Source organism: Rhodococcus olei (assembly GCF_039540555.1).
Taxonomy (GTDB): Bacteria; Actinomycetota; Actinomycetes; order Mycobacteriales; family Mycobacteriaceae; genus Rhodococcus_G; species Rhodococcus_G olei.
Genome location: NZ_BAABFB010000024.1, coordinates 121,092 through 137,379 on the forward strand (window position 1 = coordinate 121,092; position 16,288 = coordinate 137,379).

Here is a 16,288-nt window from a genome sequence, read left to right on the forward strand (position 1 = left end):
GGGCTCAGCCGAGCATCCGGTTGGCGACGGCGGCCTGGCGCTCGGCGATACGGGCGGTCCAGTCCTCCGGGGTGATCTTGTTGTGTTCGTGGAACGGCAGTGCCGCCGCGACCTCGTCGATGCCGACCACCTCGACGGTCGGGCCGTCGGCGGGGGTGAACTCCCGATCGGTGCGCTGCCAGCGGAACTGCAGGATTCCGCGCGGGTGGCCGACCGTCTCGATCCAGTTGGTCACGCCGGGATTGCGCGGCGAGACGACCATGCGGATCATGCCGTCCGGATCCACCTGGGCCTGGGTGTTGTTCAGCGACGTCTGGTGTCCGGTGTAGTCCAGCGAGATGTACCACATGCTGCCGAGCTGGAAACCCTGGTACGGCGCGTCGGACTTCGGGACGGTGATGATCATCGCCTGGTCGTCGGCGAGTTCGTAGTGCCCGACCGAGGAGTACTGGGTGGCCAGGCCGCCGGGCGTCAGCCGCGGCTCGGTCATCGTGTTCACCGGCAGCTTCAGATAGAACCACTCCGGGAACTGCAGCCACGTCTTGACCCGGCCGACCAGTGCCTTGCCCGCCCGGGTGAAGCGCTTGGCGGTCTCCTCGGGGGTCAGGGCGTCGTACGGGACACCCATCCGGTCGACCCGTTCGATCCGGATCGTGCCGCGCCGCTGGGACCAGTCGCTGTACACCTCGCGGACCACCAGCTGGGACGCGCCGGGGGCGAGGACGAAGTGGTTGCGCTTGCCGGCCGCGTTCTCGGCCCACGCCCCACCGGCGGGGCCGAAGCGGAGCTCGAAGGTGCCGTCCGGCTCGATGTCGATCGCGCGGTCGTCGAAGGCGGACTCGCTGCCGGGGACGTTGGAGTCGGTGTAGTTGCCGCTGAGCACCTGGAAGCTCAGGTCGCAGGTGGTGCCGCGGGTACCGGTGACGACGTACTCGGCGTCGTCGTTGACACGGGCGCCCCAGTACAGGGTGTCCGGGTTGTCCAGGCCCATCTTCGTGTACGGCCCGGTGCCCTGGATGAACGTCGGGTGCGTCTTCTCCGTCGCCCAGGCCGCGTGGACGCAGGCCAGGATGCCGCCGGCCAGGTACTGGTAGCCCTCGAGCAGGTCCTGCTCGGACCGGATGTGCGGCGCGGCCGCGACGAGCTTCTCGGCTTCGGCGATCGCTTCGGCCAGTGGATCTGTCAGCACTCCCGCTCCTCGCGTTCAGGTGGTACAAATATGTACCCAAGTGGTAGGGAATTGTGTCCCCGACCATAGAACGTGTTTCAAGGAGTGGTCAATGGCTGCCGATCCGGACACCGGGCGTCGATCGCCCCCGACCGACCGGGTGATCCAGGTGCTCGACCACCTCGTCGCCCGGCCCGAGCGCCGGTTCGGGCTCTCCGAACTGGCCCGCACCCTGGACATCAGCAAGCCGACGTGTCTCGGGATCCTGACCGCGCTCGTCTCCGGGGGGTACCTCACCCGGGACGTGGAGACGAAGACGTACGGGCTCGGGCCCGCCCTGATCGCGGCCGGCCGGGCGGCGCAGCGGGGGTTCGCGGTCGGTCCGATCGTGCGGCCGCACCTGTCGGCGCTCGCGGCCGCGTTCGGCGCGGTGTGCACCGCGTCCGCGGTGGTGGGGGACCAGGTGATGATCCTCGAGGTCGCCACCCCGCCGGGCGTCCAGTCGGGCCGGGCCGCCGCCAGGGTGGGGCAGGTGTACCCGTTCGCGCCGCCGGTCGGGCTGATGTACGTGCTCTGGAGTCACGACGACGAGTTCGCGCGGTGGCTGCGGCGCGATCCGGCGTTTCCGGTGGTCCTCGACCAGGGCCTGCTCCGCCGGGTCGTCGACGACTGTCGCGAGCGGGGATATCTCGTCGAGCGGCTCACCCCGAACGGCCGCCGGTTGTTCTCCCTCATGGCCGGCGTCGCCGGGCGCGACCTGCCCGCCGAACTGCGGGAGCTGGTCGGCGAGATGGTGTCGAGTCTCGGCGAGCGGGTGTACGTGGGCGGCGAGATCTCCGCGGACGTCGAGTATCCGGTGAGCCTGATCGCCGCCCCCAGCTACGACGCGGACGGCAGGCAGGCCCTGGTGCTGACCCTCGACGTCGGCGGTTCGATCAGCGGCGTGGAGATCGAACGCCGGGGCCGGGCGCTGGCGGTCGCGGCGGACGCGGTGACCGCCGAGCTGGGGGGAGTGGCGCCGGTGCGGTCGGGCGTTGACCGGTACTGACACACGTTCTACAGTCGGGCCCAGACCGCGCATTATCGAACCGCATCGGTACAAAAATGTACCGACTTGGGATGTTGAAACCGGAGCCCCGATGACCGCACCGTCGCCGCCCGTCCCGTCCTCGCCGCCCGGCTACGAGCTCTCCCACCTCGGTGCGCTCGAAGCCGAGGCGGTGCACGTCTTCCGCGAGGTCGCGGCCACCTTCGAGCGCCCCGTGCTGCTGTTCTCCGGCGGCAAGGACTCGGTGGTGATGCTGCACGTGGCGGCCAAGGCGTTCTGGCCGGCGCCGCTGCCCTTCGCGGTGATGCACGTCGACACCGGGCACAACTTCGACGAGGTGATCGAGTTCCGCGACACCGTCGTCGAGCGGCTCGGACTGCGCCTGGTCGTCGCGAGCGTGCAGGACGACCTCGACGCCGGTCGCGTCGTCGAGGACACCGGACCCCGGGCCAGCCGGAACCGCCTGCAGACCCAGACCCTGCTGCGCGGCATCCGCGAGGGCGGGTTCGATGCGGTGTTCGGCGGCGCCCGGCGGGACGAGGAGAAGGCCCGCGCGAAAGAGCGGGTGTTCAGCTTCCGCGACGAGTTCGGGCAGTGGGACCCGCGCGGACAGCGACCCGAACTGTGGCACCTGTACAACGGCAAGCATCGCAAGGGCGAGCACATCCGGGTGTTCCCGCTGTCGAACTGGACCGAACTCGACATCTGGCAGTACATCGCCGACGAGCGCATCGAGCTGCCGTCCATCTACTACGCACACCGCCGACCGGTCGTGGCCCGGGACGGAATGCTGCTGGCACACACCAGGTTCCTGACCCTGTTGCCGGGTGAGGAGCCGTACGAGGAGCTGGTGCGGTTCCGCACCGTCGGCGACGCGACGTGCACCGGCTGCGTCGAGTCCTCCGCCGCCACCGCGGACGCCGTCGTCACCGAGGTCGCCGCCAGTCGGATCACCGAACGCGGTGCCACCCGCGCCGACGACCGGATCTCCGAGGCCGGCATGGAGGATCGCAAGAAGGAGGGGTACTTCTGATGGCCGCGCACCCGAGCTCCGGACACACCCTGCAGCTGCTGCGGGTCGCGACCGCAGGATCGGTCGACGACGGCAAGTCGACGCTGATCGGGCGACTGCTGTACGACTCCAAGTCGATCTTCGAGGACCAGCTCGAGGCCGTCGAACGCAGCAGCCGCGAACGCGGCGAGGAGCGCGCGAACCTCGCGCTGCTCACCGACGGGCTGCGCGCCGAACGCGAACAGGGCATCACGATCGACGTCGCGCACCGCTATTTCGCCACGCCGCGACGCAAGTTCATCATCGCCGACACGCCCGGGCACGAGCAGTACACCCGCAACATGGTCACCGGCGCCTCGACCGCGGACCTGGCACTGATCCTCGTCGACGCCCGGAACGGCATCGTCGAGCAGACCCGCCGGCATGCCTTCCTGTCCACGCTGCTCGGGATCCCGCACCTCGTGGTGTGCGTCAACAAGATGGACCTGGTCGACTGGTCGCAGGACCGGTTCGAGGACATCTGCGAGGACTTCCGGCGGTTCGCGGCCAAGCTCGACGTCCACGACCTGACGTTCGTCCCGGTGTCGGCGCTGACCGGCGACAACGTCGCGACCCGCACCGAGAACATGCCCTGGTACGACGGCTCGTCGCTGCTGCACCTGCTCGAGGAGGTGCACGTCTCCTCCGACCGCAATCTGATCGACGCCCGGTTCCCGGTCCAGTACGTGATCCGCCCGCAGCGTCAGACCGACGCCGACCTGCACGACTTCCGCGGCTACGCGGGCACCGTCGCCAGCGGCGTGTTCAAACCGGGTGACGAGGTGGTCGCGCTGCCGTCCGGGTTCACCACCCGGATCGCGGCGATCCACGGCCCGGGCGGCCGGCGCGTCGACGAGGCGTTCGCGTCGTCCGCGGTCTGCATCCAGCTCGCTGACAACCTCGACATCGCCCGCGGCGACACCCTGTGCCGGCCGAACAACCGGCCCCTGGTCGGCCAGGAGATCGACGCGATGGTCTGCTGGCTCACCGGACAGTCGGAACTCTCCGCACACGGCCGGTACTCGTTGTTGCACACCACCCGCTCGACCCGGGCGCAGGTGGTCCGGCTCGACTACCGCCTCGACGTCAACACCCTGCACCGCGACGAGTCCGCGCAGTCGCTGTCGCTCAACGAGATCGGACGAATCCAGCTGCGGACCCAGCAGCCGCTGCTGTTCGACCCGTACCGCCGCAACCGCGTCACCGGCAGCTTCATCCTGATCGACGAGACGACCGGCAACACCGTCGCCGCAGGCATGATCACCGGTCCGACGCTCAAGGAGTCGAAGGTCGTCTGGCACGCCTCGGCGATCAACCGGGAGGAGCGGGCGACCCGCGGCGCCACCGTCTGGCTGACCGGACTGTCGGCGTCCGGAAAGTCCACGGTCGCGGTCGAACTCGAACGCCGGCTCGTCGCGGCAGGGATCCCGGCCTACCGGCTCGACGGCGACAACCTGCGGCACGGGCTGAACGCCGACCTCGGCTTCGGTGCCGCCGACCGGGCCGAGAACGTGCGCCGCGTCGGCGCGGTCGCGCAGTTGCTCGCCGATGCCGGGGTCGTCGCGGTCGCGTCGCTGATCAGTCCGTACCGGGCGGACCGGGACCGGGTGCGGGCGGCGCACGACGCCGCAGGCCTGCGGTTCGTCGAGGTGTTCGTCGACACCCCGCTCGAGCAGTGCGAGGCCCGCGATCCCAAGGGCATGTACGCGCGTGCCCGCGCCGGGGAGATCACCGGGTTCACCGGGATCGACGACCCCTACGAGCGACCCGACCACGCCGAACTCGTACTCCGGCCGGAGGACGGGAATCCGGTCGCACAGGCCGCAGCGATCATGGAGTATCTGACCCGATGAGCACCGACCACGAACTCGACGACGCCCAGCTCGCGGCCGAGATGGCCGCTCGCGCCGGTGATCTGCTCCTGGAGCTGCGCGCGCGTGAACTGGGGCCGAACCCCCTCCCGTCCGGTGCCGCGCGCGAGTTGAGCCGGCGCGGCGACAAGGAGGCCAACGCCCTGCTGCTGCGGATGCTCGACCAGCACCGCCCCGCCGACGCGGTGCTGTCCGAGGAGTCCTCGGACGAGGGCTCGCGGCGTGGCGCCGACCGGGTGTGGATCATCGACCCGCTCGACGGCTCCCGTGAGTACGGCCTGCCCGGGCGCACCGACTGGGCGGTGCACGTCGCGCTGTGGGAACGGGGCGCCGGCATCACCGCCGCCGCGGTCGCGCAACCGGCGCTCGGTCGCGTGTACCGCAGCGACACCGCGACCGCCGCGATCGGCGAGCGCGAACGCCCGCGCATCCTGGTGAGCGACAGCCGCCCGCCCGAGTTCGTCGCGCCGCTCGCGGAGCGGATCGGCGGTGACGCGGATCCGATGGGATCCGCCGGGGCGAAGGCGATGGCGGTGCTCCGCGGGGACGCCGACGCCTACGTGCACGCCGGGGGACAGTGGGAGTGGGACTCGGCGGCGCCCGTCGGCGTCGCGCTCGCCGCCGGGCTGCACTGCTCCCGGATCGACGGCAGCCCACTGGTCTACAACGAGGCCCACCCGTACCTGCCGGATCTGCTGATCTGCCGTCCCGATCTCGCTCCGCCCCTGCTGGCCGGAATCGCGGAGCTGACCGGCACGCTCCGGGACACGCCCCGGGTCGCGATGGTCCGCGAGTACCTCGCGTCCCTGCTCAGCCACGACGCGAGCAAGGTGCGCCTCGCCGCGGACTGCTTCCGCGTCGAGAACGGAACGCGGACCGGCGATTCCGGGCCCGAGATCGTCCGGGAGCTGGAAACCGGAGCTCAGTACCTGCCGCTGACCGGCATCCGGAACCTGACCTTCGCGGAGTTCGGGACCGACGTCGTCGCCCGCTTCCTGCTCGACATGGCGGTCGGCGAGCACACCCACACGGTCGCGCTGACCGAACACTTCGCGGTGCCCGGCGCCGAGATCACCGCCATCACCGCGATCATCGAGCCCGTCGTGCGGCCCGCATGAGCGGATCATTCGGTCGATCCGATCGACCGACCGCGTCCGTTCATCCGGGGGAGCGGGGCGCGCGGTGAGGGTGTACGCGAACACCGACCCCCGGCTCGGGCCGGCCGAGATCGCGGACCACGCGCGCCGCGTCGAGGCGGCCGGCTACGACGGGATGCACGTCTCCGAGACCCTGCACGACCCGTTCCTGCTCGCGGCGGCCGCCCTGCAGGCGACGTCGCGGATCGTGGTGCGGACCTCGGTCGCTCTGGCGTTCGTCCGCAGCCCGGTGCTGACCGCCTACACCGCATGGGATCTCGCGCGCGTCTCGGGGGGACGGTTCCACCTCGGGCTGGGCAGCCAGATCCGGCAGAACGTCGAGCAGCGGTACGCGATGCCGTGGTCCGAGCCGGCCGGGCGGATGCGCGAGTACGTGCACGTGGTCCGGGCGGCGTTCGCGACCTTCCGCAGCGGGGAGCTCGTGCCGTTCGAGGGCGAGCACTACCGGTTCACGCGCATGCAGCCGTACTTCAACCCGTTCGACGGCCGCCCCGCGCCGCCGGAGCCGCCGGTGTACCTCGGCGGCGTGGGCGCCCGGATGTGCCGGGCCGCCGGGGAGGTGGCCGACGGCTACCTCGCGCATCCGACGAACTCGAGTCCCCGATGCCTCGCCGAGGACACACTGCCTGCCCTGGCCACGGGCGCGGCGTCGGCGGGCCGCGGTCGAGGCGACCTCGACGTGATCGCGGGCGTCCAGGTGATCACCGGTGACACCGAGGCCGATCTCGCTCGCGAGCGTGAGCGTCAGCGCCGCCAATTCGCCTTCCTGTACTCGACCCCGGCGTACCGGCGCGGCCTCGACAGCGTGGGCCTCGGGCACCTGCAGCAGCCGCTCGCGTCGATGGTGCGGGACGATTCGTGGTCGGCGCTGGCGGACGTCGTCACCGACGACGTCCTCGCGGCGCTGCTGCCGACCGCTCGCTACGCGGAGCTCGCCGACGCCGTCCGGGGCCGCGTCGGCGGGCTCGTCGACGGCGTCACGCTCGCGCTGCCGACGGACGCCGCGCAGGACGGGCAGATGGCGCGCGTGGTGGCGCGGCTGCGCGAGTCGCCGTCCGGCGGCGAGCCCGCATGAGATCGTCGTTCGATCCAGGAATCACACTCGAGGAGAGACCATGAACCCTGACGCCGTCGTCACCGAGTTCTGCGCCCGCTGGGCCGACGCCGACGCCGACACCCTCACCGCGTACTTCACGGAAGACGCCGTGTACCACAACATTCCGATGGAGCCGGTCGTCGGCAAGGCCGCGATCCGGGACTTCCTGGGCGGATTCATCGGGCAGTTCGGCGGCATCGACTTCCGCGTCCACCACCAGACGTCGAACGGGTCGGTGGTGATGAACGAGCGGACCGACGTCTTCACGATGGGCGGCACCACGATCGAACTCCCGGTGATGGGTGTCTTCGAGATCACCGAGGACGGGAAGATCGCCGGCTGGCGGGACTACTTCGACATGGCGCCCCTGGCCGCACTGGGCGGCTGACCGCCTCGTCGCGGACAGAAAAGAAGCCCCGGTCGACATCGTCGACCGGGGCTTCCTTCTATGCTGTGGCGCACTCGAAATGCGAGTGCCCCCGGCAGGATTCGAACCTGCGACCTTTCGCTCCGGAGGCGAACGCTCTATCCCCTGAGCTACGGGGGCGCGCCGAAAACTCGGCGTGCCGGTTGGGCTGGCTTAGCGTAGCGCATGCCACCCCGGAATCCATATTCGCACCGCTGACCTGCGCAGAAGAGGAGTTCGGCGGCGGCTTCCGGGCCCGCGGGCGCCGCCGAACTCCTTCACCGCCCTAGTTCATCGGGAGCGGGGCCGCGCCCTTCTCGGTGAGCAGCTGCATCATCCGGTGCGACTCGCTCTGCTGGGTGTCGACCATCGTCTGCGCGAGATCGCGGACGGTCTGCACGTCGGCGTGCTGTGCGCCGTACTGCATCATCGGGAGCCCGCCCTCGTGGTGGCGCAGCATCAACTGCAGGAACAGCACGTCCGCCGCCGGACCGCGGGCCTGCCGCAGCGCCGCCATCTCGTCGGAGGTGGCCATGCCCGGCATCGCCGGAGCCGACGACGCAGGAGCCGGCGAGGTGGTGGCCTCGCCGGTCGCGCCGTGGTTCATGCCGGCGTGGCCCGCCGATCCGTGGCCGCCGTCCTCGGTCATCCACGTCATGTACTCGCCGGTCGGCAGCAACGGCTGGTCCCACAGCGACAGCCAGCCGGTCATCTGGCCGATCTGGTTCTGCTGCGTGGTCAGGATGTCGTAGGCGAGGTCGCGCACCATCGGATCCGACGCGTTGGCGATCGCGATCGCGGCCATCTCGACGGCCTGGTTGTGGTGCACGGTCATGTCCTGCGCGAACCCGACGTCCACCGATCCCGCCGCCGGGGTGGCGGTGTCGTCGTGCAGGAACTGGTTGGCGAGGAACCCCAGGCCGAACCCGACCGCGATCGCCGCGATCAGGCCGAGGATCGCCAGGGCGGTGCGCTGACTGCGCGTGCTGCCCTGGTCACCCGCCGCGCGGGGGCCGGTGCCCGAGTCGGTGTCCGTCACGTCAGCTGCCCGGGGCCGGCTGCGGGGCCATCGGCAGTCCGGCGCCGGCGCCGGCGCCGGACTCGGACGTGTCGGGGGTCAGGCCCTTGCCGTCCATCGACACCGCGCCCGGGCCGGGGGGAGTGGGGTCGAACGCCGGCGGGTTGTCCGGGTCGAAGGCGCCCGGGATCGTCGAGCAGCTCGCGCCCTTCTCCGGGTAGGCGCCGAAGTTGTTCAGCCGCAGCGCGGCGACGAACTGGTTGATCCGCGGGTCGTCGGCGCTGTCGACCTTCAGCTGGTGGCCCCAGCTCTGCACGGCGATCGGCGAGTCCATGCCCGGGTACGGCGACATCAGCATGTACGACTTGCCGTCGACACGGTCGGCCAGCGCCTGACGATCGGCGTCCGACACCTTGTCGGGGTTGTACGCGATCCAGACGGCGCCGTGCTCGAGCGAGTGCACCGCGTTCTCGGTGCGGATCGCGTTCGGGTACACCACGCCGGTGCAGGTCGCCCAGGTCGCGTCGTGCGGGCCGCCGAACGGCGGGGTCTGGTCGTACGCCACCCGCTGGGACGACGACACGTGCAGCGCGGCCGGGTAGTCGATCTTGACGACGCCCTCGATGCTCGTCGACGGATCGGGGTTCGAGGCGCTCGGGGCGTACTTGTCGGCCTCGGCCTTGTTCTGGTACTTGGGCACCAGGTTGACCGCGAGCAGCGCGATCAGGGCGATGACGGCGACCGCCGCGCCGATCGTCAGCCAGGGAATCTGCCGCTGCTTGGGCAGTCCGCCCTTGCGGGCGCCGCCGGAGCTCTTGTTGGCTGCTTTGATCGCCTTGGCAGACTTGGCGCTGCTGCGTGCGCCGCGATTATCCGAACCGCTGGGCATCTGTGGGTGCTCTTTCGATGGGTGGGCTGTCGGTGGATGGACCATGCGTGCGCGGGTGGTCCCGTGGTCGCACCACTGTACGTTCCGTGCCTGAGCGCAGCCTTTGAACGGGCAGACCATAGGATGAACACCTGTGACTCCCGCCGACCTTGCCGAACTCCTCCGCGGTACCGCCGCGAAGGTCCTCACCGACCACGGACTCGACGCCGCCGTCCTGCCCGCGACGCTGACGGTCGAGCGTCCGCGAAACCCCGAACACGGCGACTACGCCAGCAACGTCGCGATGCAGGTCGGCAAGAAGGCCGGGGCCAACCCGCGCGAGCTGGCGACCTGGCTCGCCGAGGCGCTGACCGCCACCGACGGCATCGACTCCGCCGAGGTCGCGGGTCCCGGCTTCCTGAACATCCGGCTCGCCGCCGCCGCGCAGGGCGCCATCGTCGCGAAGGCCATCGAAGCAGGTCAGAGCTACGGAAGCTCGACCGCGGCGGCCGGCAGGCGGATCAACCTCGAGTTCGTCTCGGCGAACCCGACCGGCCCGATCCACCTCGGCGGCACCCGCTGGGCCGCGGTCGGCGACGCCCTCGGGCGCATCCTCGCCGCGCAGGGCGCCGACGTCACGCGGGAGTACTACTTCAACGACCACGGTGCCCAGATCGACCGGTTCGCGCGGTCGCTGATCGCGTCCGCCGCGGGCGAGCCGACCCCGGCGGACGGTTACGCCGGCGACTACATCGTCGACATCGCCGCCGAGGTCGTGCGGCAGCGGCCCGACGCCCTGGAGCTGTCCGCCGACGAGCAGCAGGAGGTGTTCCGCTCGATCGGTGTCGCCCTGATGTTCGACCACATCAAGCGGACCCTGCACGAGTTCGGCACCGACTTCGACGTCTACTTCCACGAGAACTCGCTGTTCGAGTCCGGCGCGGTGGAGAAGTCCGTCGCCACCCTCAAGGCCAGCGGAAATCTCTACGAGGAGGACGGCGCGTGGTGGCTCAAGAGCACCGACTTCGGTGACGACAAGGACCGCGTCGTCATCAAGTCCGACGGCAACGCCGCCTACATCGCCGGCGACATCGCGTACTTCCAGGACAAGCGTGCCCGCGGCTTCGACCTGTGCATCTACATGCTCGGCGCCGACCACCACGGCTACATCGGCCGCCTGAAGGCCGCCGCGGCCGCGTTCGGCGACGACCCGGCGACCGTCGAGGTGCTGATCGGGCAGATGGTCAACCTGGTCCGCGACGGCGTCGCGGTGAAGATGAGCAAGCGCGCCGGCACCGTGATCACGCTGGACGACCTGGTCGAGGCGATCGGTGTCGACGCCGCCCGCTACGCGATGATCCGCTCGTCGGTGGACTCGAGCCTGGACATCGACCTGGAGCTGTGGGCCAGCACGACGAGCGAGAACCCGGTGTACTACGTGCAGTACGCGCACGCTCGGCTCGCCTCGCTCGCGCGCAACGCCGCCGACCTCGGCCTGTCCTCGGACGACCCGAAGCTCGAGTTGCTCACCCACGAGCGGGAGGGCGACCTCATCCGCACCATCGGCGACTTCCCGAAGGTGGTGGCCACGGCCGCTGACCTGCGGGAGCCGCACCGGGTGGCGCGCTACCTCGAGGAGCTGGCCGGCACCTACCACCGCTTCTACACCGACTGCCGGGTGCTCCCGCAGGGCGACGAGCCCGCCGGGGACCTGCACACCGCCCGGCTGGCGCTGTGCGGTGCCACCCGTCAGGTCCTCGCCAACGGTCTCGGCCTGCTCGGCGTCGGCGCACCGGAGCGGATGTGAGCGCGCACCCCGCCGGTCCCCGGCACGCGGAACTCGCGCACGCACCGGGCCTGCCGCCCCGCCCGACCGAGCCCGCGCAGATGACCGCGCTGCCGGCCGCGGTGTGGCCGCGCGGCGCGTCCCGCGGTGCCGACGGCGTCGTGCGTCTCGCCGGCGTCCCGGTCACCGAACTCGCCGAGCAGTACGGCACGCCGCTGTTCGTGATCGACGAGGACGACTTCCGGTCCCGCTGCCGCGACATGGCCCGGGCCTTCGGTTCCCCCGAACGGGTGCACTACGCGTCCAAGGCGTTCCTGTCCAGCGAGATCGCCCGCTGGGTGGCGGACGAGGGCCTGTCGATGGACGTCGCCTCGGGGGGCGAGCTGGCCGTCGCGTTGCACGGCGGTTTCCCCGCCGAACGAATCACGATGCACGGGAACAACAAGTCCCGCGCCGAACTGCGTGAGGCGGTGTCCGCCGGGGTCGGGCACGTCGTCCTGGACTCGATGCAGGAGATCGACCGCCTGGACGCGGTCGCCGCCGAACTCGGGGTCGTGCAGGAGGTGCTGATCCGCATCACGGTCGGCGTCGAAGCGCACACCCACGAGTTCATCGCGACCGCACACGAGGACCAGAAGTTCGGCTTCTCGCTGTCGGGCGGGGCCGCGCTCGACGCGGTCCGCCGGGTGTTCGAGACCGACAACCTCCGGCTCGTCGGCCTGCACAGCCACATCGGATCGCAGATCTTCGACGTCGACGGCTTCGAACTGGCCGCGCACCGGGTGATCGGCCTGCTCCGGCGGATCGTCGACGAGTTCGGCGCCGCGAAGACGTCGCAGGTGAACGTCATCGACCTCGGTGGTGGCCTGGGCATCTCGTACCTCGACAGCGACGACCCGCCGCCGGTCGACGACCTGGCCGCGAAGCTCGCGAACATCGTCGCCACCGAGTCGGCCGCGGCCGGGTTGCCGGTGCCGACCCTGATGGTCGAGCCGGGCCGGGCGATCGCCGGACCGGGGACGGTGACGCTCTACGAGGTCGGCACCATCAAGGACGTCCGCCTCGACGGCAACGCATCTCGCCGATACGTCAGCGTCGACGGCGGAATGAGCGACAATATCCGGACCGCGCTGTACCAGGCCGAATACGATTGCCGGCTGGTCTCGCGGGACAGTCGGGCCGAGCCGGTCGTCGCGCGGGTGGTGGGCAAGCACTGCGAGAGCGGTGACATCGTCATCCGTGACACCTGGCTGCCCGACGACGTCGATGCCGGGGACCTGCTTGCGGTCGCCGCCACCGGCGCGTACTGCTATTCGATGTCCAGCCGCTACAACCTGCTCACCCGGCCCGCAGTGGTCGCGGTCCGGGACGGGAAGCCCCGACTCGTACTGCGTAGGGAGACCGTGGCAGATCTGCTCAGCTTGGAGGTACAGGAACATGACTGAACGCAGCGCCGCCGCCGAGATCGGCGTCGCGGTCCTCGGCCTCGGCAACGTCGGCAGCGAGGTGGTCCGGATCATTCGCGACCACGCTCGCGATCTGGAGTCCCGGATCGGCGCGCCGATGGTGCTGCGGGGTGTCGCGGTCCGGCGGATCGACGGTGATCGGGGCGTCGCCGCCGAGTTGCTGACGACGGACGCCGACTCGCTGGTCGCCCGCGACGACGTCGACATCGTCGTGGAGGTCATCGGCGGCATCGAGGTTCCGCGCAAGCTGATCCTGGCCGCGCTGAACTCCGGCAAGTCGGTCGTCACCGCCAACAAGGCGCTGCTGGCCGAGTACACCGGCGAGCTGGCCGAGGCCGCCGAGCGGCGGGGTGCGGACCTGTACTTCGAGGCCGCCGTCGCCGGCGCCATCCCGGTGATCCGGCCGCTCACGCAGTCGCTCGCCGGCGATCGCGTCAACAAGGTCGCCGGGATCGTCAACGGCACCACCAACTTCATCCTCTCCGCGATGGACGAGACCGGCGCGGACTACGCCGACACCCTCGCCGAGGCCGGCCGGCTCGGATACGCCGAAGCCGACCCGACCGCCGACGTCGAGGGCTTCGACGCGGCCGCCAAGGCCGCGATCCTCGCGTCGATCGCGTTCCACACCAGGGTGACGGCCGCCGACGTGTACCGCGAGGGCATCTCGTCGATCACCGCCGCCGACCTCGAGGCGGCCAAGTCGCTGGACTGCACCGTCAAGCTGCTGTCGATCTGCGAGCGGATCGTCGGCGCCGACGGCACCGAGCGGGTCTCGGCCCGCGTGTACCCGTCGCTGGTGCCGCTGGACCACCCGCTCGCATCGGTGAACGGGGCGTTCAACGCGGTCGTCGTCGAGGCCGAGGCGGCGGGCCGGCTGATGTTCTACGGCCAGGGCGCCGGCGGTGCCCCGACCGCCTCCGCGGTCATGGGCGACGTCGTGATGGCCGCCCGGAACAAGGTCAACGGTGGCCGGGGTCCGCGTGAGTCGGCGTACGCCGCACTGGCGATCGCGCCGATCGGCGAGATCCCCACCCGCTACTACGTCAACATGCAGGTCGCGGACCGTGCCGGGGTGCTGTCCGCGGTCGCGGCGGAGTTCGCCCAGCACGGCGTGTCGATCTCCACGGTGCGGCAGGAGGGCGCGGGCGACGGGGCCCGGCTGATCGTCGTCACGCACCGCGCGACCGACGCGGCCCTGTCCGAAACCGTTGCATCCCTTGGCAAACTCGACTTCGTCACCGCGGTCACCAGCGTTCTCCGATTGGAAGGTTCCAGTGAATAGCCCTCAGCACACCCCCGTTCACACGCCCTGGCCGGGGCTGATCGAGGCGTACCGGGATCGGCTCCCGATCGGCGAGAACTGGAAGACGATCACGCTCCGGGAGGGCGGCACCCCGCTCCTGCCCGCCGGCCACCTCTCCGAGCTGACCGGGTGCGAGGTGTACCTCAAGGTCGAGGGCCTCAACCCGACCGGGTCGTTCAAGGACCGCGGCATGACGATGGCCGTCACCGACGCGCTGGCCCGCGGCCAGCGGGCGGTGCTCTGCGCGTCCACCGGCAACACCTCGGCGTCGGCCGCCGCGTACGCCGCGGTCGCGAAGATGACCTGCGCGGTGCTCGTCCCGCAGGGCAAGATCGCGATGGGCAAGCTCGCCCAGGCGGTGATGCACGGCGCCAAGATCATTCAGGTGCAGGGCAACTTCGACGACTGCCTCGAACTCGCCCGCAAGACCACCGCCGAGTTCCCGACCATCGGTCTGGTCAACTCGGTGAACCCGGTCCGCATCGAGGGACAGAAGACCGCGGCGTTCGAGATCGTCGACGCCCTGGGCAAGGCCCCCGACATCCACGCCCTGCCCGTCGGCAACGCCGGCAACATCACCGCGTACTGGAAGGGCTACTCCGAGTACCAGGCGGACGGCGTCAGCTCGTCGCGTCCGCGGATGCTCGGTGTGCAGGCCGCCGGCGCGGCCCCGCTCGTCCACGGTGCGCCGGTCAAGGACCCGGAGACCATCGCGACCGCCATCCGGATCGGCGCTCCCGCGTCCTGGGAGGGCGCGGTGCGTGCCAAGGAGGAGTCGAACGGTGTGTTCCGCGCCGCGACCGACGAGGAGATCCTCGCCGCCTACCGGCTGATCGCCGCGACCGAGGGCGTCTTCGTCGAGCCCGCGTCGGCGGCCTCCGTCGCGGGGCTGCTCGCGGCGCACGCGGAGGGCTGGCTCGACCGCGGCCAGACCGTCGTGTGCACCGTCACCGGCAACGGTCTCAAGGACCCCGACACCGCCCTGCTGGGAATGCCTGCCGTCCAGCCGATTCCGGTCGACCCCGTGGCCGTGGCCTCGGCGCTCGAGCTGGTGTAGTGACTGCGCAGAGAATCGGCGGCACAGCGATGACTCGGACGTTGCCGGCAGGCTTGACCGTGACGGCGCGGGTGCCCGCGTCCACGGCCAACCTCGGCCCGGGATTCGACACCCTGGGCATGGCGCTGGGTCTGTACGACGAGATCACCGTCACCACAACCGAGTCCGGCCTGACGGTTCGGGTCGAGGGGCAGGGTGCCGAGGACGTGCCGTGGGGTCCTTCCCACCTCGTGGTCCGGGCGATCGAGCGTGGCCTCGAGGCCGCGGGTGTCTGGGCGGGTGGTCTGGACGTCGTGTGTCGCAACGTCATTCCGCACTCGCGTGGCCTCGGGTCGTCCGCGTCGGCCGCGGTCGGTGGGCTCGCCGCCGCGAACGGGCTCGTTGCCCGGCTCGACCCGTCGCTGACGCTGAGTGATGCACAGTTGGTGCAGTTGTCGTCCGAGTTCGAGGGACACCCCGACAACGCGTCCGCCAGCGTTCTCGGTGGTGCGGTCGTCTCCTGGAGCGAGGACCCGGCCGACGAGGTGTCCCCGCGCCGCTACGGTGCCGTCCGCCTGACCGTGCACCCGAGCATCCGGGTCGTCGTCCTGGTGCCCGAGGAGCGGTCCGCGACCGCGCACACCCGCGGGCTGCTGCCCGAGCGGGTGCCGCACGCCGACGCGGCGTTCAACGTCAGCAGGGGAGCGCTCGCGGTGGTGGCGCTCACGTCGCGCCCCGACCTGCTGCTGACCGCGACCGAGGACCGGTTGCACCAGGGTCAGCGCGCGTCCGCGCTGCCCGTGACCACCCGCTGGGTGTCCGCCCTGCGGGAGCGCGGAATCGCCGCGGTGGTCTCCGGCGCCGGTCCGACCGTGCTGGCGCTGACCACCGAACCGTTCCCGGCAGATCTGCGAACCGCCGCCGAGGCCGAGGGATTGCGAGTGTTGGACCTCGACGTGGCCGACGGGGTTCGCGTGTCCTGACCGCGCCCTGCCTGATGCTCCGGTGGCC

Annotated in this window: 14 protein-coding genes and 1 tRNA gene; 11 read left to right on the top strand and 4 right to left on the bottom strand. The window is 70.8% G+C overall.

Translation table 11 applies throughout. The features are described from left to right. Positions 1-4: 4 nt before the first annotated feature. On the bottom strand, positions 5-1,189 hold the full coding sequence (locus tag ABD951_RS06140; RefSeq protein ID WP_345342879.1) for a hypothetical protein: 1,185 nt from the start codon (positions 1,187-1,189) through the stop codon (positions 5-7). 91 nt (positions 1,190-1,280) lie between these two features. Between ABD951_RS06140 and ABD951_RS06145 the strand changes: the two genes are divergently transcribed. The 6 genes from ABD951_RS06145 to ABD951_RS06170 all read left to right on the top strand — a co-directional run bounded on the left by ABD951_RS06145 (position 1,281) and on the right by ABD951_RS06170 (position 7,779). Next, positions 1,281-2,216, top strand: coding sequence for an IclR family transcriptional regulator (locus tag ABD951_RS06145; protein WP_345342881.1), 936 nt, complete (start codon positions 1,281-1,283; stop codon positions 2,214-2,216). A gap of 91 nt (positions 2,217-2,307) precedes the next feature. Beyond that, the gene (cysD, locus tag ABD951_RS06150; RefSeq protein ID WP_345342882.1) at positions 2,308-3,249 is read left to right on the top strand and encodes a sulfate adenylyltransferase subunit CysD; all 942 of its coding nucleotides are present in this window, start codon (positions 2,308-2,310) and stop codon (positions 3,247-3,249) included. Continuing rightward, a complete protein-coding gene (cysC, locus tag ABD951_RS06155; RefSeq protein ID WP_345342883.1) occupies positions 3,249-5,120 on the top strand; it encodes an adenylyl-sulfate kinase in 1,872 nt (623 codons plus the stop codon). Before cysD ends, cysC begins: the two co-directional genes overlap by 1 nt. Continuing rightward, on the top strand, positions 5,117-6,256 hold the full coding sequence (locus ABD951_RS06160) for a 3'(2'),5'-bisphosphate nucleotidase CysQ (protein WP_345342884.1): 1,140 nt from the start codon (positions 5,117-5,119) through the stop codon (positions 6,254-6,256). The genes cysC and ABD951_RS06160 overlap by 4 nt, the downstream gene beginning before the upstream one ends. 64 nt (positions 6,257-6,320) lie before the next feature. Beyond that, the gene (locus ABD951_RS06165) at positions 6,321-7,370 is read left to right on the top strand and encodes a TIGR03617 family F420-dependent LLM class oxidoreductase (RefSeq protein ID WP_345342885.1); all 1,050 of its coding nucleotides are present in this window, start codon (positions 6,321-6,323) and stop codon (positions 7,368-7,370) included. Positions 7,371-7,410: 40 nt separating this feature from the next. Further along, positions 7,411-7,779, top strand: coding sequence for a limonene-1,2-epoxide hydrolase family protein (locus ABD951_RS06170; protein WP_345342886.1), 369 nt, complete (start codon positions 7,411-7,413; stop codon positions 7,777-7,779). An 86-nt stretch (positions 7,780-7,865) separates the two neighbouring features. Here ABD951_RS06170 and ABD951_RS06175 read toward each other — a convergent pair. The 3 genes from ABD951_RS06175 to ABD951_RS06185 all read right to left on the bottom strand — a co-directional run bounded on the left by ABD951_RS06175 (position 7,866) and on the right by ABD951_RS06185 (position 9,704). Next, positions 7,866-7,938: transfer RNA gene (locus tag ABD951_RS06175), tRNA-Arg, on the bottom strand. Between the two features lie 145 nt (positions 7,939-8,083). Further along, a complete protein-coding gene (locus ABD951_RS06180; RefSeq protein WP_345342887.1) occupies positions 8,084-8,836 on the bottom strand; it encodes a DUF305 domain-containing protein in 753 nt (250 codons plus the stop codon). 1 nt (position 8,837) lies between these two features. Continuing rightward, the gene (locus tag ABD951_RS06185; RefSeq protein WP_345342888.1) at positions 8,838-9,704 is read right to left on the bottom strand and encodes a thioredoxin-like domain-containing protein; all 867 of its coding nucleotides are present in this window, start codon (positions 9,702-9,704) and stop codon (positions 8,838-8,840) included. 133 nt (positions 9,705-9,837) lie between these two features. On the opposite strand from ABD951_RS06185, the gene argS reads away from it, so the two are divergent. From argS to thrB, 5 genes are read left to right on the top strand one after another with little or no spacing between them, the layout of a single operon-like run. After that, positions 9,838-11,490, top strand: a complete 1,653-nt coding sequence (gene argS, locus ABD951_RS06190) for an arginine--tRNA ligase (protein ID WP_345342889.1) — start codon at positions 9,838-9,840, stop codon at positions 11,488-11,490. Further along, the gene (gene lysA, locus ABD951_RS06195; protein ID WP_345342890.1) at positions 11,487-12,914 is read left to right on the top strand and encodes a diaminopimelate decarboxylase; all 1,428 of its coding nucleotides are present in this window, start codon (positions 11,487-11,489) and stop codon (positions 12,912-12,914) included. The genes argS and lysA overlap by 4 nt, the downstream gene beginning before the upstream one ends. Continuing rightward, positions 12,907-14,220: a homoserine dehydrogenase gene (locus ABD951_RS06200; protein ID WP_345342891.1), complete on the top strand. Its 1,314-nt coding sequence runs from the start codon at positions 12,907-12,909 to the stop codon at positions 14,218-14,220. Before lysA ends, ABD951_RS06200 begins: the two co-directional genes overlap by 8 nt. Continuing rightward, positions 14,213-15,298, top strand: coding sequence for a threonine synthase (gene thrC, locus ABD951_RS06205; RefSeq protein WP_345342892.1), 1,086 nt, complete (start codon positions 14,213-14,215; stop codon positions 15,296-15,298). The genes ABD951_RS06200 and thrC overlap by 8 nt, the downstream gene beginning before the upstream one ends. Positions 15,299-15,327: 29 nt before the next feature. Further along, positions 15,328-16,260 (top strand): homoserine kinase, encoded by a 933-nt coding sequence (gene thrB, locus ABD951_RS06210; protein ID WP_345342893.1) that lies wholly within the window; start codon positions 15,328-15,330, stop codon positions 16,258-16,260. Positions 16,261-16,288: the final 28 nt, after the last annotated feature.

Coding starts and splice junctions, on each gene's coding strand:
- ABD951_RS06145 (WP_345342881.1), top strand. CDS start 1,281: ATGGCTGCCGATCCGGACACCGGGCGTCGATCGCCCCCGACCGACCGG.
- cysD (WP_345342882.1), top strand. CDS start 2,308: ATGACCGCACCGTCGCCGCCCGTCCCGTCCTCGCCGCCCGGCTACGAG.
- cysC (WP_345342883.1), top strand. CDS start 3,249: ATGGCCGCGCACCCGAGCTCCGGACACACCCTGCAGCTGCTGCGGGTC.
- ABD951_RS06160 (WP_345342884.1), top strand. CDS start 5,117: ATGAGCACCGACCACGAACTCGACGACGCCCAGCTCGCGGCCGAGATG.
- ABD951_RS06170 (WP_345342886.1), top strand. CDS start 7,411: ATGAACCCTGACGCCGTCGTCACCGAGTTCTGCGCCCGCTGGGCCGAC.
- ABD951_RS06185 (WP_345342888.1), bottom strand. CDS start 9,704: ATGCCCAGCGGTTCGGATAATCGCGGCGCACGCAGCAGCGCCAAGTCT.
- ABD951_RS06200 (WP_345342891.1), top strand. CDS start 12,907: ATGACTGAACGCAGCGCCGCCGCCGAGATCGGCGTCGCGGTCCTCGGC.
- thrB (WP_345342893.1), top strand. CDS start 15,328: ATGACTCGGACGTTGCCGGCAGGCTTGACCGTGACGGCGCGGGTGCCC.